This window comes from Algoriphagus hitonicola, assembly GCF_900113375.1.
GTDB lineage: Bacteria > Bacteroidota > Bacteroidia > Cytophagales > Cyclobacteriaceae > Algoriphagus > Algoriphagus hitonicola.
Genome location: NZ_FOPC01000005.1, coordinates 121,280 through 136,486, shown reverse-complemented (window position 1 = coordinate 136,486; position 15,207 = coordinate 121,280). Strand labels below are relative to the sequence as shown.

The 15,207-nt window shown below is 36.0% G+C and carries 9 protein-coding genes; all 9 read right to left on the bottom strand.

The genetic code is table 11. The features are described from left to right. Nucleotides 1-271: 271 nt before the first annotated feature. Nucleotides 272-1,792: a serine hydrolase domain-containing protein gene (locus BM043_RS08465; RefSeq protein ID WP_092790703.1), complete on the bottom strand. Its 1,521-nt coding sequence runs from the start codon at nt 1,790-1,792 to the stop codon at nt 272-274. Between the two features lie 383 nt (nt 1,793-2,175). Beyond that, nucleotides 2,176-3,444: an alpha/beta hydrolase family protein gene (locus BM043_RS08460; RefSeq protein WP_092790702.1), complete on the bottom strand. Its 1,269-nt coding sequence runs from the start codon at nt 3,442-3,444 to the stop codon at nt 2,176-2,178. A gap of 139 nt (nt 3,445-3,583) precedes the next feature. Continuing rightward, entirely contained in the window at nt 3,584-5,059 is a 1,476-nt protein-coding gene (locus tag BM043_RS08455; RefSeq protein ID WP_245752993.1) for a glycoside hydrolase family 32 protein, read from the bottom strand. 159 nt (nt 5,060-5,218) lie between these two features. Further along, nucleotides 5,219-6,481: an SGNH/GDSL hydrolase family protein gene (locus BM043_RS08450; protein WP_177188443.1), complete on the bottom strand. Its 1,263-nt coding sequence runs from the start codon at nt 6,479-6,481 to the stop codon at nt 5,219-5,221. Between the two features lie 7 nt (nt 6,482-6,488). After that, nucleotides 6,489-8,171: a sulfatase family protein gene (locus BM043_RS08445; protein WP_092790697.1), complete on the bottom strand. Its 1,683-nt coding sequence runs from the start codon at nt 8,169-8,171 to the stop codon at nt 6,489-6,491. A 9-nt stretch (nt 8,172-8,180) separates the two neighbouring features. Next, nucleotides 8,181-10,310, bottom strand: coding sequence for an alpha-amylase family protein (locus BM043_RS08440; protein ID WP_143189497.1), 2,130 nt, complete (start codon nt 10,308-10,310; stop codon nt 8,181-8,183). Nucleotide 10,311: 1 nt separating this feature from the next. Then, on the bottom strand, nt 10,312-12,321 hold the full coding sequence (locus BM043_RS08435) for a glycosyl hydrolase family 28-related protein (RefSeq protein WP_177188442.1): 2,010 nt from the start codon (nt 12,319-12,321) through the stop codon (nt 10,312-10,314). Then, complete coding sequence (locus BM043_RS08430) at nt 12,308-13,693, bottom strand: sulfatase family protein (protein ID WP_092790692.1); 1,386 nt, start codon at nt 13,691-13,693, stop codon at nt 12,308-12,310. Before BM043_RS08430 ends, BM043_RS08435 begins: the two co-directional genes overlap by 14 nt. Nucleotides 13,694-13,777: 84 nt before the next feature. Further along, nucleotides 13,778-15,205 (bottom strand): RagB/SusD family nutrient uptake outer membrane protein, encoded by a 1,428-nt coding sequence (locus BM043_RS08425; RefSeq protein WP_092790690.1) that lies wholly within the window; start codon nt 15,203-15,205, stop codon nt 13,778-13,780. Nucleotides 15,206-15,207 lie beyond the last annotated feature (2 nt).

Sequence of the window (15,207 nt, the reverse complement as noted above, 5' to 3'; positions counted from 1 at the left end):
GTATATTTATTATTTGTATCTAATATTCTATACCCGAACAGGTATAAAAAAGGGATTCAAATAATCACGAAGAACCTACTTCACCTTCCCCCTGACAATTTGAGCATCAATCGGCAGCCGGGATTAATTCAATCCAAAATCCAGCTTAAAATTTTGTGTGGTTTTTTCGTTTGAAATCGCCTAAAATATTATCGATTCCTTATTAATTTGAAGAGCTTGCTTTGAAAATGGATTTTTTCATGAAGACTTTATTCATTGGGTAATTTTGGAATTACTGCTTGATCTTAATATAAATTAGTGATCCAGTTTTTAAGGTGTCACTTTTAATTTCAAAGTCCCTATTAAGAAGGCCTAAGTTGCTGGTATAATGGCCATCCTCAGTTTTAAATATCTTTCCATTTAAGACACCCCAGTTGAAAATAAAGTGATCAGCCTCTTGATTAATACTAATTGGTGGCCAACCTGATGTGCTTAAATAAGAGCCTTGTATATGCTGCTTGGTTTCATTTTGTGTTAAAAGCTGGGTTTTATTGGGATACACTAACGCATTTTCATTGTCAAAGGCTTTTTCAAAATTAATTCTTTCAATTTGAAAAATACTGTCAGCTAAGTTCTCATTTAACTCATTATACGCATAGTTTGCCATTAAATGTGGTAATATATATGCCCTATTATCACTAGAAAAGGCAATTATTCCGATTTTTTTCTCAGGAATGAAGGAGATATGGAAACTTATTCCAGCCAACCCACCGAAACGGGTTAAAATAGTATCGCCTTGATATTCGGCAATATCCCAACCAAGGGAATATCCTTTCCGATTATAAGTGAAGTAAGACTTGTCCTGGGAAACATTGGAAGTATGTAATTCTTTCCATGATTCTTGGGATAACAAAATATTATCTTGCCGGATGTTGGCACTTAGCCATTTAGAGAGATCATTGACTGTTGAAATCACTCCCCCAGAAGCGTGCATTAGTATATCACTTTTATCAAAACCAGTTTCAATGACCCCATGTTCCTTGGAAACTGTTACAGAGGGACGGATTCTATCATAATGGAGATCTGAAACTTTGGTCGTGGTATTGAACATTTCTAGAGGCTGAAATATGTGTTCCTTCATTTCATCCTTCCAAGAATTCCCAGTTGCACTTTCTATTGCTATAGCTGTAATTATAGGACCAACATTTGAATATCTAAAACTACCAGAAGGATCATATAAAAAATCATTATTGAAATCCTCTATTAGTTCTGAATTGTTACCACTGTAGCCTAAAAAAGCTGTCTTCCAGGTAAGAGTTGTGCTAAAGGTGCCGTGTGTGTGATTCAAAAGATTCTTAATGAAAATTTTATCAACGTCAATACTATCTTTAAAATTTAACTCAGGAAGATAGTTAGAGAGTGATTTATTTAAATCAATCTTTCCTTTCTCCTCTAAAATTTTTGCCAATGTACCAGTGAAGGACTTTGTATGTGAGGCTACGTAAATTGGAGAATTGTTATCTAAGAAGGATGATTCTCCATTTATAATTTTATTGTTAATAGCTTTCGAATACAACAATCCATTTTCACCTACTATTGCAAAAATAAAATCACCTTCCAATTCTTTTTCCTTAAAAATGTCAACTATTTTTTCATGAAATTTTTGGGAAAACTCCAAATTATCATTGGTGAATTTATTCTCATTAGTATTTTTAACATTACTTGTCTTACAGGATAAAATACAAAGAATTGGAAATATAATTCCAATTTTCCTAATGAAATTTGAAATAATTGATTGGGTGATGTAAAGCATATTTTATTTATAAAATAATTATTTATAAGTTATAGTTTTTCAAATTTGAGTGAGTAGAACTACCGGTAAATTCAATTACTTCAGTTGTCAAAGAGTTTAAAATTTCATCGAAAATTTCAAACATCAAAAGTAAATCAATGGGCTCTAAAAAGGGCTGATAGAAATTGTCCTGTTATCAAAAACTTACTCGGAAGACAGTTTCATTCTACACAAAAAATCAGTCTTTTAATTTTTCCATATTGACTAGAAGGAAAGTATTTAAAAAAAATTCTGACCATTTTAAAATATTTCTTCACTAATAATAATTTTATGTTGAATATCCTTCAGATCAGAATTATACCAATTTAGACTCCTCCTCGTTTTTGTAGGAAGGTGCTATTCACTTACTTTTCTTTGAAAATATAATCTGCAAAATCCAGAAATTGAATCCAATCATAAAGCTGAATATCATGTTTTCCTTTTCTCATGTGATATCTAATCTTTTTTCCAACAGGCATTTCCACTTGAGGTTGTTCCTTAATGGCCAGACCCGCAATTTTATAAAGTTTATAAACTTTTCCTGCTTCTCTTAAGGCCAAAAATTCTCCTTTAGGATCTGCCCAAAGATCTTCCGAAGCACTTGTTACGTAAATTGGTCTTGGTGCTATACTGGCTAAAAGCAGGTGTTGATCAATGGGCAATTCCTCAGCTTTACCACTGTAATCATTATATTTTTGCACAAACCAATGAGGAAAATAAGAGTTGAGGTGTTCAATTGTTTCACCAAACCACCTTTTCGATAAAGCTGCACCCCCTTCTCCAGAATTATTAGAAATAACAGCTGCAAACCTAGTATCATTAGAAGCGGCCCAAAGTGCTGCCTTCCCCAGCCTAGAATGTCCCTGAACTATAGTTCTTTTTGCATCTACATCTTTATCTATTTCCAGATAATCCTGTACCCTGCTTAAGCCCCATGCCCATGCACCTATCGCAGCCCATTTATCAGGCTCGATCCTAAGTTCCTCCTTAAGCAGGCTTCTCACACCATTCTTCCATCCTTCAGGATGATCAGGCTCCAATTCACCATAATACAATGTTGCTACACCATAGCCCCTACTAATAATCTCTTCATATGGCCACCTGTGAGCTTGAGATCCTCTTGAGCTATCTGAAGCCGTATTATTACTCACCCCTTTATGATTGTCGGCAATCCAGTTATCGTTCAAAAAAATCAAAGAGTCAAAAGTAGTGCAATGATTACCACAAAAGTTAAGTCCAGCAAAAACCGGTACAGGTGCTTTACTAATGGGGAGGTACAAAAGAACATTTAAAAAAAGCTCTTTCGATTTCCCTAAATAAATTTGAACTTGTTTTCTTTTGCCCTTTCCTGCAAAAACCTCATCTTCTTTGACGACTTTAAAGTCAATAACACTAGCTCCCGGATATTCACCATAAATATGATCTTTAAAAAGATTCAAAATTTCTGGTCTTCGCGAGTTTTCCCATTCTTTTATATTCTTAACTTTTTTTCCATCTGCATATTTCAAAGGATGGGTTAATACAAAAGGAGGAACCTGATCTTCATCAATATTACTTGGTATTCGCTGAGAGAAACCATTAAATTGAACTAAAATAAATAATATAGATGCACAATAAATTATTTTCTTTTCCATGTCTTTTCAATTTCATAAGCAAGATCACCGGCCGGCTTCATTCTTAACTGTTTGATTATTTTTTTCATCTCATTAAATATAGGGTGTGCAAATCCAATATCCTCCTTAAAATATTCTCAAGTATTAGATGAATTTCCCTTTACCAGATAGAAGATAGGTAGTGAAGTGTAAATTTATCTTTAAAACCCTGCAAGGTTACTTTATCATAAGATTCATTTGGAAATAGTAGATTTGTCAGCGTTACCTGTCCCCCATTGATAAAAATCTCTTGGGAGGAATTATCTAGAAATATCTGGACCTGATATATGTCCAGACCCTCTAAGGCTACATGGTGGACGGCCCCAAAACCGTTTTGAAAATCTACCTTCCCAGAATTGGACCTATCAAAAGAAAGGTCATCGCCAGACTTGTTCAATGTTACTATTTCGCCCTTAATGTTGGAAAAAGAAATGGAAAAGTCATTCAATTCAGGCACAAGTTCAAGCTCTACCAATGGTTCTTCAAGGGAAATGACTGATCCATATTTATATTGACTAGTCTTTCTAAGCTTATTTAATTCATCAATAGGAGAAGACTTTAAAGCAAATTTTTTATCAGTTCCAATCAGCTTCAACTCTCGAGGAAGCGTCATGGCAGACCGCCACGGAGAAGTAGGGGTCTTTTGTGCATAGTACCAGTTGCTCATCCAACCTATAAAAATTCTTCTGCCATCTGCGTCGGGTATATTTGACCAAGTCACTCCAGCATAATTATCAGCACCGTAATCCAACCATCGAATTTGTGAAAGATCGGTCGTAAAGGTTTTACCATCAAAATCACCAATGAAATATTGGGTGGCAGAACCTTTTTGTGGACCACCACTTATTACACTCACCAATAAGATCCATTTCTCTTCTCCACTCGGTAAAGTCAAAGGAAAGAGGTCCGGACATTTCCAAACTCCTTCATAATTGGCCCATTCTGGATTGAAATCACTTTCAAAAGTCCAATTAATTAAATTGGGAGAAGAGAAAAATTGGATTTTATCCTTCACCGCAATGGACATAACCCATTTATTGTTTACCCAAATAACTTTAGGGTCTCGAAAATCCGGTCTTCCCGAATTAGACAATACAGGATTTTGACTGAATTTAGTCCAACTTCTACCTCTTGTACTGAAGGCGATTCCCTGAGATTGAACATCTTCTTCTCCTGATTTTTTGGCCTCTGAATCATGGTAGGTAAATATAGCCACCAAGGGAGGATTCTCGGCAGTCCCTAAACCAGAAGTGTTATTTTCATCATAGACAGCTGATCCTGAAAAAATCATTCCATGCTCATCTGGGTAAAGTGCTATGGGTAAATGTTGCCAGTAGACTAAATCCTTTGAAATTGCATGTCCCCAATGCATGGGACCCCAAGTATTTCCATTAGGGTTGTATTGGTAGAATAAATGATATTCACCATCCAAATACACCAATCCATTGGGATCATTCATCCATTTACTAGGAGGTGAAAAGTGAATCTGAGGCCTAAACTTTTCATTATAGATCCCCTCTTTAACTTGGGCCATAGTATCAAAAGATAAAACCCAGGCAATAAAAATCATTATAATGGTAGATCTTCTAAAGTTCATTCTCATTCATTTAATGTAATCTTAAATATAATCCTAGGCATATTACTTGCTGAGTAACCCATTGTTATGAATCAGGATGTTTCCTTATTATTAGAAATCTTACCGTAAGTAACATAATTGGTCCACGACATTATTTTTTTGACCTATTCCTATCATGACTTATAGCAGAACCCCGTTGACTAAAATTTTACCCAGATGCCAGGTCTGATTTTTATACATAGCCGGATCATTTACACTTATCTTTCTTTTATTTAATATGGCTTCTTTATCAAACTTTTTAGGGTCGATTTTTATAACCACTTGATGTACCCTATCTTCTAAATCCTCTATGAGGAAATAACTAATCCGTCTAAAATTACCGTATTCGTCGAACCTTACTTTATTTGAATTCTTCTTTCCATCCACTTCGATTATCAAGGCTCCAGCCTCGGGACCTATGATATCCACAAAACCGATTGAAGTACCCTTAAATTCTATCTGCAAATAAGCACTCTCTTCTGATGGTAAATAAATGGAATCTAAAAACCTGGAGAATTTTTCAAAACCCTCTGTTTTTTTCGGATTAAAAGACGACCATTTCCCTTCAAGATATTTTGGATCTGGTGTAACACACCTAGAAATAATCAAGGGTGATGGATGGAGACGACCTGCGGTGGAATCCGCAACAGGTAAATAGTTTGATAAGAGCTTTTCCATAGACCTCTCAAATATTTCAGCATAAATCGCATGTCCTGTTTCAAAAAATGGATGAACGCCGTCAGCGCTAAAAACCGGAATGGAATCTTTATAAAAATGCTTACCAGTAAAAATCAAGGAATTTTCAACCACCCTTTTACTTACCTCATAACCGAAATTTATGGTTGGTATACCGTAGTGTTTTGCCACTTTTTCCATAGCTAATTTTGAATCAGGAAGTTGACCATGTTTTTCATTCTCAAGAAAACCTTCCATGATAGTATATACAAAACAGATGTCAGTCTCAGGATTGTTTTGCTTAATCTGAAGGACAATTCCTTCAATAGCTTGAATGATTTTATCTTCAGCTACGGTATTGTCATTAACGGCAAATTCCACGAAAACCAAATCAGGCTGATGGACCAAAACATGTTCCTGTAAACGATATGCGCCAAACTCCGAACCTGTCCCCCCAATTGCAGCATTTATTTGATTGAAAAAAGTGTTAGGATATCTTTCTTTAAAAAATTCAAAGGAATGTTCCCTCCAACCTTGCGCTTCGGTAATTGAACCCCCTAAATAGGCTATACTGATATGGTTATTAGTCTTAACCTTTTTGATAAAACTTGACAATCCACCTCTCCCAACCAATTCATTTACCGTTTGGGCCTGAACTGATCCTGTAACAAGCAGAAAAATCAGGATTGGCAACACACCTATATTTAGCTTTTTCGTTTTGTTTGTCATCAATTTGTTATTCACCGGTTTTCTCATTTTGATGCCAAGAAGTTATTTCAGAGGTTTTGTATCCCAATCGAACTGCCCTTGCCACAATATTTTGTATAGTTTGTGATTTGAGATTGCCATGGTATAATCTCCATTTATCCCCTCCTATTTCTTCATTGATCTGATAAGCGATACTCGCTCCTTTTGTATCACTTTTAAGTTGCAGGAAATCTTTTTCAGTGACAAAAACAACCTTTGAAGTTTTAGGCTGCTTTAGTCCCGGCCACATCATCTGGATGAGGTCATATTCAGGAACAAATCCAAGGTCTCCGATTTCCATTTGCCAGGAGGCAAGCGCATTTCTTAATTCACCTAATTTATTATCGTACCCCGGTAGTTGGGCTAGGTTTTTAAGCTCATATGGATCTGAAAGCAAGTCATATAATTCTTCCACTGGCTTTGTTTTCATAAACATATACGCATGGTCACCTGAAAGTAATCCTGCCTGATTCATTTCTATCAATGTACTGTTCATTTTAACTTGTTCCCTGTAGGCTATTCTAGGGAGTAAAGGCAGCTGAGGTCTAAAATTTTTAATATATACAAAACGGCCATCTATTACCGATCTACTCATATCTATGGCTTCATCGAAGCGATCAGCTGATCCGAAAGAATATTTTCTGGGAGCCACGCTTTTAAAAGGTCCGGCAAAAGCTTTCCCATCCATATAGGAAGGAGGATTTATACCCGCCAAGGATAATACTGTAGGCCCCAAGTCCATCAATGAAACTATGGAGCTATCCCTGGTGCCTGCTAAATGTCCGTCAGGATATCGTATGATGAGTGGAACCCTCAATCCGGAGTTACCAATAGCTCTTTTCTGCCTCAATAATGGGCCACCATGATCCGACCATAAAATGATAATTGTTTTATTCAACAGTTTATGAGCTCTAAGGGTGTCTAGAATATCTCCTATTTCAGAATCTAGTTCCATAATGTTTGAATAAACCCGTCCGAGGTCCCTTCTTACTATGGGTATGTCGGGAAAATAACCCGGTATGTTTAATTTGGATGTGTCCACCAACATAAGATCATTTTCTTTCATGAAAACTCTGGATTCATGAGTGATCATTCTGTTGAATACTGAAAAGAAAGGTTGATTCTTTTCCCGGTTTAGGTAATGGGCATCTGATCCATTTTCATCCCATGCTGTGATCGGGGAATTAAATTGATAATCACATTTATCATTATTGGACGTGAAGTAACCCCCTTCTCTCAAATACTCGGTAAAACATTTGACATATTCAGGAGGAACAGCCGAATACTGTGGAATTTCTCTATTTAAGATATCCCGTTGACCATAATAAGTTTTATAGCTTTCATTTTCGGGTTGTGTAAACCCATAAGGCGCTCCTGTCCTCATGTTATGAGTTCCGATTCTGGTCGGATACATCCCCGTGATGATACTGCTTCTACTCGGGGCACATACTCCAACAGTGGCATAGGCATTCTCATAAACCACTCCCTCATTGGCAAGCCAATTGATATTAGGTGTATAAGCAGTACTGTCTCCATAAGGAGCCAACATGGGTCCAATATCTTCTACCGAAATCCATAGGATATTGGGCCTATCCTGCGCGCTCAATCTCCCAGATAGTAGGGTGAAAATCAGTAGTGTAACTAAAAGATTTTTATTTCGAGGAACATTCATATTGACGGCTTAATTTTCTACAATTTTATATCTCAAGAATCTAAAGGAGGCAACTTCAGGAATTTCTATTTCCATAATATCCCCTTTACCTTGAGATGGTGATGGTTGATTGCCGGAAATGAGGTCAGTTATTTGATATTTCTTTTCATCTAAAAAGTAGACATTTAATTCTTTAGATGATTCAGAACTGTGTAGTTCTCTGAAAATCAGAAAATAGCCCGAATTCTTTTCCGGATTATGGAGCTGGAAACCAGTCCATGATTTATTATCGGGTTCATTGCCAAGAGGAAAAACAAACGTTGAAAACATTTCCCTTTTTTCGGCATTATAAAATTCCAATAATTCTTTTGTTTTTGCCATTTGCCTATCAGTAAGTAACTGAGTGAGCATAAAATAAACCGGAGCCCCTGCTAAGGATATAGCAGTAGCATAACCAATATCATGAAATTGGGCATCTGACAGATTTTTGTTTGTCAAAGCGGGATTTTGGATGTTACATTGAAGTTTGTTAAGATTATAGTATTTGGAAAAATTCCAATGATGTCTCAGGGAGACGTATGGAACATAAATGACATGCTCTGGAAGGTTATTTTGTATATTCTGGAAAAACATGGGTCCTACACTTCTTGCTTTACTATACCAACCATACCTAGAATCATTATATTCTGGACACCATGCAATTTGTGTTTTGAATCCAGAAGATTTTACCAAATTTCTAGCAAGCCTCATCCTTTGATCGAATGTTTCCCAATTATGGATCAGGTCAAAATCGAACTTCCAAGTTTTTGGCTCAAGGTCTTTCTGAATTTTAAACAATTCATCTCTACTTATCATCCGAATATTTGCCCAGAGCCCTAGACCTACATTGTGTGCATCGGCTAGTTCTTTTACATTACGCCAGTCATCTGCATATCCCATGTCTTTATTAGGATACCAGTTGTTCGTTGTAAAGGTCTTTCCATTCTGCCAGCCATCATCAATTCTTACAATATCTATCCCTAGAGTAGATGCATTAACTATTTCCTTTGACACAACATCAAAATGGGAATTTTCTCTTCCGAACAATTTGGTAGGATTATCCTCCCTGAAATCGCTACCCCAAGTATCTATAATGGTAACAGCATCACGGTCTAAGTCAATCGGGAACACTGACCTATCAAAGGATTTGATTGATAGCTGTCTGCTTGGTTGATCTCCACTGGATACTATGATCCATGTGGGCCAAGTACTTCTAAACTCTTGAGTAATTTCCTCCGGTTTTAATCCCCAGCCGGTTACTTCTAAACCATTCTGAGAACTGAAAAACTGTCCTGTTTCGTGGCCACTATTATTGGAAGTTTTACTGGATTGTTTTATTACGGTTAAAGAGAAATTATCTTTAGATACAACCATACCACTTGCCCAATTATTCCACTCAGCCTGAAACAAAGGAAAACCGGCAAACTTTTCCTCCCTAAGCATACTAAAGGTATTCACTGTATGCCCTGGGTCATTTCTATATCCCCAGTACATACGGTCAGTTGGTTTAGAAAAATCAATCGGTATATATTCTGATCTTATAGATTTTTGAAGTTGTGTAGATCCATAGTATTCTTTAAAGGTATTATCAAGAGCATAGGATAATTCAGTATCCTCTTTCAATTTTCTGATCTCCAGATGCGTATAAATTCCCGAAGCTTTTGGATAAAGTCTGGACACATATTTAATCTCAAGTAAATCTCCATAACCTATCAAAATCGAAACCAATAAATGATTTGATGAAAAGCTCTCATCATTTGATACAGTAAACTTCACATTTTTTATAAAACCTCTATATTTTAAACCCTCTTTTAAAGGATTTTCCCAATCCGAAAGGTGATTACTTTTCAAATCAGCCCATTCAATCTTATTTTCAATATCAAGCAAGCCAATTGTCCTGAAGCCCATATCAGTCCAAAGTAGCGTCCTTTCAACTTTTCCTGTTGTCAATTTTAATATATCATTTTTAAGGGAGGCAGTTGCTTCTTGATAGGTGAAATTATATATGGAATCCTTTGAAACAGTAAATGAAAGTGAAGATCTGAAATTGATAAACAGCACGCAGAAAAACACCAATTTTATCTTACCAAAATACAAACCTTCATAGAAAGATGGAATCATTTTATATTGGTGTTTTTCTTTGAGGCCTGACTGTACCACTATCTAAAAAATTTTTGGAAGAAACAATAATTTGAACTATTGAACCAAACTCATTTCTTTGAAAAAATTCATTTTTATACATTATTAAAGGAGGAGAATCCCGATTCACTGTTTCAATTATTTTGTTGTAAAATGCCAAAACTTCGTATTTGGGTTTAATTATATGCTCCACTGCAAACACTGTGGCATCCGAATTACTAATCTTAAAAATAGGATCGCCAATATCTTTGAAGGAAGGAAGTATTGTACCCCCATATAACCATACATTAGCTCCATTTTTAGCCTCAATAACAACTCCCGGCTCTTCAGTTTTTATGCCCAAAATCCAGAGATTACCCCCGTCTGATTGAAGATGAGTATATCTCTGTTCAGTGTCTAATTGTCTGGCAAAAACAGTTTGATTTCCAAATTCAAATTGAGGTTGAGCTTCTTCAAAAGGATCCTCTACTTTAGTGTAATACACCTGGCTAAGAGCACATACATCCTCTATAAACAGGGTACCACTTGCATTATTATTTTCATACGCTTTACCGTGGCCAATGTAAATATGTCTTAATACTAGATCCTTATCACTGGAGTTAGAAAAAACCGGGAACATTTTCCTCCTGTTTTGTGGAACAACACTGAATCTTTCAATAAAAAGTTCGGGGTAATGTGTTGATTCAATGGCAAACATGGCGCTTTCCTCCAAATCCTTTTCTTCTGAAGAAAAAAATGATGCGAAATTCCCGTCTATTTTCAGGACATTTCCATAAACTTTGACTGGTGTCTCTATTTTGTATTCAGCCCATGGGAAAAACAAAACATTCATTTCAGAATTCCCGGGTTCATTCATAAACTCTATTGCTTTTTGGATAGCCGGACCCGCATCATCTCCTCCTGACTCATACCCAAATTCCAATACATTTACCCAATTTCTTATATTAGACCTAATCACTTCAGGCGTTTCCAGAATCTTGAAATTTTTCTGGTTAAAATCACCAATTTTATTTACATCGTGTGATGAAAACTCTTTAATAAAGTTTCCTTCTACGTAGATATTTTCTGATATTTTTTCAAAACCTGAGAAAGCCACATTTATCAAATTCAGGACACCACAGTTTTCAATACCCGATGGCCCAATCCCCTGGAATTCGGAATCTATAAATATTAAAAAACCATCTTTGTTCTTATTAATGATAGCAGGTCCATTCCCATTCTCAGTTTTCAATTTTCTGGCGCTTATAATATGGCCATCGTTGAAAATGCCAGCCATTTTGTAATTCCTGATTTTAACATCCTCAAGAGTCATCCCATAATTGAGACTCCCAAACCTTAAACCATAATCAAAACCCTTGATATTTACATTTTTAATTAAAGCAGGACCTGGAATCTTGGCTCTTTCCATGTCTATAGCAGTATAGCCTAAATTATCCTTATCTGAAGTTACTATATCAACATCGCGAATAGCTCCCTGATTGTTCGCAATGAATCTAATCCCTATAGCTCCGGGATTGTTTTCACCTATATCTACTGTTAGATCGAAGATACTTGTCATGAATGCTATATTAGTATATCCCTCTACCACTGAATCAGAACCTGTTGTTGATATAACCGGTTTTGGATTTTCTTTATCAGTGAAAGTTTTATTCCTTAATCTAAAATATGTATGGTTTTTTCCTGCTCCCTGAAATATTATAGATTTTCCACTTCCATTTAATTTTTCTTGATTTATAGCGTCGATATGTATTGAAGAAGAAAGCAAATAAGTGCCTTCAGGGAAGAAAATGATTTTTCTTTGAAACAAGTCTAGATCGTGTTCTCTAATGGCTTTGTTTATTGCTTCTGTGGCATCAGTTTTACCATCATTTAAATTTGCTCCATAGTTCAAAATATTTACTACACTTCCAGATGGATAATCAATTTGTCCAAGTACTGTAATAGGAAAAAGTAGTATCAAAAAAACTATACTACATGATCTATAAATCTTCATTTTGATTATCATTAATTTTACTGTCAATCTTACTTTGAGTGGGCACTACATTTTTCACCTGCTTTGCAAAGAGTGACTTAAACTCTTTAATAATATTATCATCTAAATTTTCAAGCGGGAATTTTTCTCCAGGATCCTGTTCAATGTTAAAAAGGAGCAGTGGATCATATTCTTTGTAATTTCTATCGCCTCCGTATATGGAGTCATGGCTTCGAAAATGAGCCTTAAGTGGACCTCTTCTGATAGCAAATAGTTGGTCTTGATGGTAATAGTAAAGCACTTTTTCATGAACAGTTTTTTCATCATTTAACTCATCCAAAAAATTACTTCCATCTAAGTCTTGGGGCAGGGATCTTTCAGGGTCGACCAAAGAAATAATCGAAGGCAAAACATCCAATGTGGAGTAGAATTTATTATTCACCGTCTTAGGTTTTAAGACCTTAGGAAAATGGATAATCCCGGGAACCCGAACTCCTCCTTCCCAAAGAGTCCCCTTTCCATTCCTGAAAATTCCAGGATCACCCGAATTCAGTCTTTGGGTTAACCAAGGTCCATTATCACTTGTAAAAATCACTAAAGTATTATCCTTGATTCCCAAACGGTGAAGTGTTTTCATAACCTCACCAACACTCCAATCCAATTCTTCCACTACATCTCCATACAGCCCTCTTGGAGACTTATTCTCAAATTTGGGGGAAGTGAATAACGGGACATGAGGGAAAGTGTGTGCGAGATACAGAAAAAACTTTTTATCCTTATTTTTTTCGATAAACTCGATAGATTTTTCGGTATATCTTTTGGTAAGCCAGCGCTGATCCGGTTCTCTTTCAATAATTTCAAAATTTTCCATCAAAGGTGTAGGTGGAAAATCTGTCACTCCCACCCAATCACTCGTGGCCGGACTTAAATCATTGGAATAAGGTATTCCAAAATAGTAATCAAATCCATGGGAGTTGGGAAGGTATTCGGGTAAATGGCCTAAATGCCACTTGCCTATACAGGCAGTTTGATATCCGCTATCCTTTAAGAAACTGGAAATTGTCATTTCCTCACTGGACAGCCCTTTATCAGAATCAGGAAAGAACACACCTCTTTTGCCATAAATCCCTGTTTTTATCGGATATTTCCCAGTCAAAAGTGCAGCTCTGCTAGGAGAGCAAACTGGAGAAGTTGAATAAAACTGAGTGAGTTTTACCCCATCGTAAGCTAATTTATCTATGTTGGGGGTATTTATAGTTGGATGTCCAAACGCTCCTAGATCCCCGTACCCAAGGTCATCAACAAATATAATTATGACGTTTGGTGAATCCTGCCCATAATTCTGAAATGGAATGGCAAGCAAAAACAATCCAAAGGCAATTTGTTTCAACATAAGGTGCTTAATTTGAAAACAGCTAACCCGGAATATCACCGGGTTAGTTGTCCTTTTATGAATCTATCTATATGAAGTTGTTATCTAAAAGTCATAACCAGGATTCTGTGTGATCCGTGAATTGGTATTAATCACCGATAGGGGAATAGGATAAAGGTTATATGCTTCAGTCACTATAACATTTGAAGGATGGTTATACTCATTGTTCATCACTTCCAAAAACCTATTCCTTCTTACTAAATCAAACCACCTGTGACCTTCAAACGAAAGTTCAATTTTTCTTTCATTTTCTACAGCAAGATCAAATGAAGTTTGATTAGGCAGTTCCTGCGTTGATAAACTGCTCAAACCTGCTCTGTTCCTGACTTCATTTAATGCATTAAATGCAGCAGGATTTCCAAATTCAATCTTATTTATTGCTTCAGCGTACATCAATAAAACATCAGCATATCGAAGGACTATCCAGTTATTTCCTCCGTCTGCAACGCCCGCACTTGGGTCTCTATATTTATATGATCCCATGGTACCAGGAAACATTGAACCCGGTAAATCACTGATAATTATAAAGTCTTTCCTTAAATCACCTTGTTCAAAACTATCTGCAAAATGTTGGGTAGGTACGCAATATCCTTGCCCTTGACCATTCAATGTGCCTTGAGGCATAAATACTTGAAAAAATCTACTTCCTTCATTGTTTGAATTTGAAGCATATTGAATCTCAAAAATATTTTCTTGATTAGGGAATGATAAACTAAATACCTCTTCATAAGAGTCAAGCAATCTGAAATTACCTGAATCAATAATTTGTTTACATAACTCACTTGACTTTTGGTAATCACCACGAGTTAAATATACTTTTGCAAGCAAACCAACTGCTGCAGATTTGATTGCAAGACCTTGCTGATTACCTGTTCTTGCATCAGGTAAAAACAAAGAAGCGAACTCTAAATCCTCAATAATTTGAGCATAAACATTATCCGTAGATTCTCGCAAAATATCATATGATTCAGTAATACTGACAGGTCTTGAAACAAGTGGAACTTCCCCGAATAATCTTACCAGATCAAAATAAACAAGCCCTCGTATGAACCTTGCTTCTGCTTCAATATTACTTTTTTGAACATCAGATAATTCTGCAGTTAAAACCCTTTCTAAAATTACATTGGAACGATAAATAACATTAAAACTTCTATTCCAGTGGGTTTCCAGATGTAGGTTGTTAGAAAACAAAATAAAATCTGAATAGGCATCCCAATTAGCACCTGCTGTACTTCGAACTTCGGCAATATCAGTACGCAAATCAGTAAATACCCATAAACCACCTGCATTATTGGTATTATAAACTTGTTGTAAACCATCATAAGCACCCATTAAAGCAATTACAAAGTCTGTTTCTGTAACGTAAAAATTAGCCGAATTTTCCTGAAACGTAGGACTTTTATCAAGAAAATCGTCACAGCCCAAACTTAATGTCAATAGTCCGAAAGCAATTAAATTATATATCTTTTTCATTA

Excerpts from the sequence above, each read along its gene's own strand:
- BM043_RS08465 (WP_092790703.1), bottom strand. The coding sequence starts at position 1,792 with ATGCTTTACATCACCCAATCAATTATTTCAAATTTCATTAGGAAAATT.
- BM043_RS08460 (WP_092790702.1), bottom strand. The coding sequence starts at position 3,444 with ATGGAAAAGAAAATAATTTATTGTGCATCTATATTATTTATTTTAGTT.
- BM043_RS08455 (WP_245752993.1), bottom strand. The coding sequence starts at position 5,059 with ATGAACTTTAGAAGATCTACCATTATAATGATTTTTATTGCCTGGGTT.
- BM043_RS08450 (WP_177188443.1), bottom strand. The coding sequence starts at position 6,481 with ATGACAAACAAAACGAAAAAGCTAAATATAGGTGTGTTGCCAATCCTG.
- BM043_RS08445 (WP_092790697.1), bottom strand. The coding sequence starts at position 8,171 with ATGAATGTTCCTCGAAATAAAAATCTTTTAGTTACACTACTGATTTTC.
- BM043_RS08440 (WP_143189497.1), bottom strand. The coding sequence starts at position 10,310 with ATGATTCCATCTTTCTATGAAGGTTTGTATTTTGGTAAGATAAAATTG.
- BM043_RS08435 (WP_177188442.1), bottom strand. The coding sequence starts at position 12,321 with ATGAAGATTTATAGATCATGTAGTATAGTTTTTTTGATACTACTTTTT.
- BM043_RS08430 (WP_092790692.1), bottom strand. The coding sequence starts at position 13,693 with ATGTTGAAACAAATTGCCTTTGGATTGTTTTTGCTTGCCATTCCATTT.
- BM043_RS08425 (WP_092790690.1), bottom strand. The coding sequence starts at position 15,205 with ATGAAAAAGATATATAATTTAATTGCTTTCGGACTATTGACATTAAGT.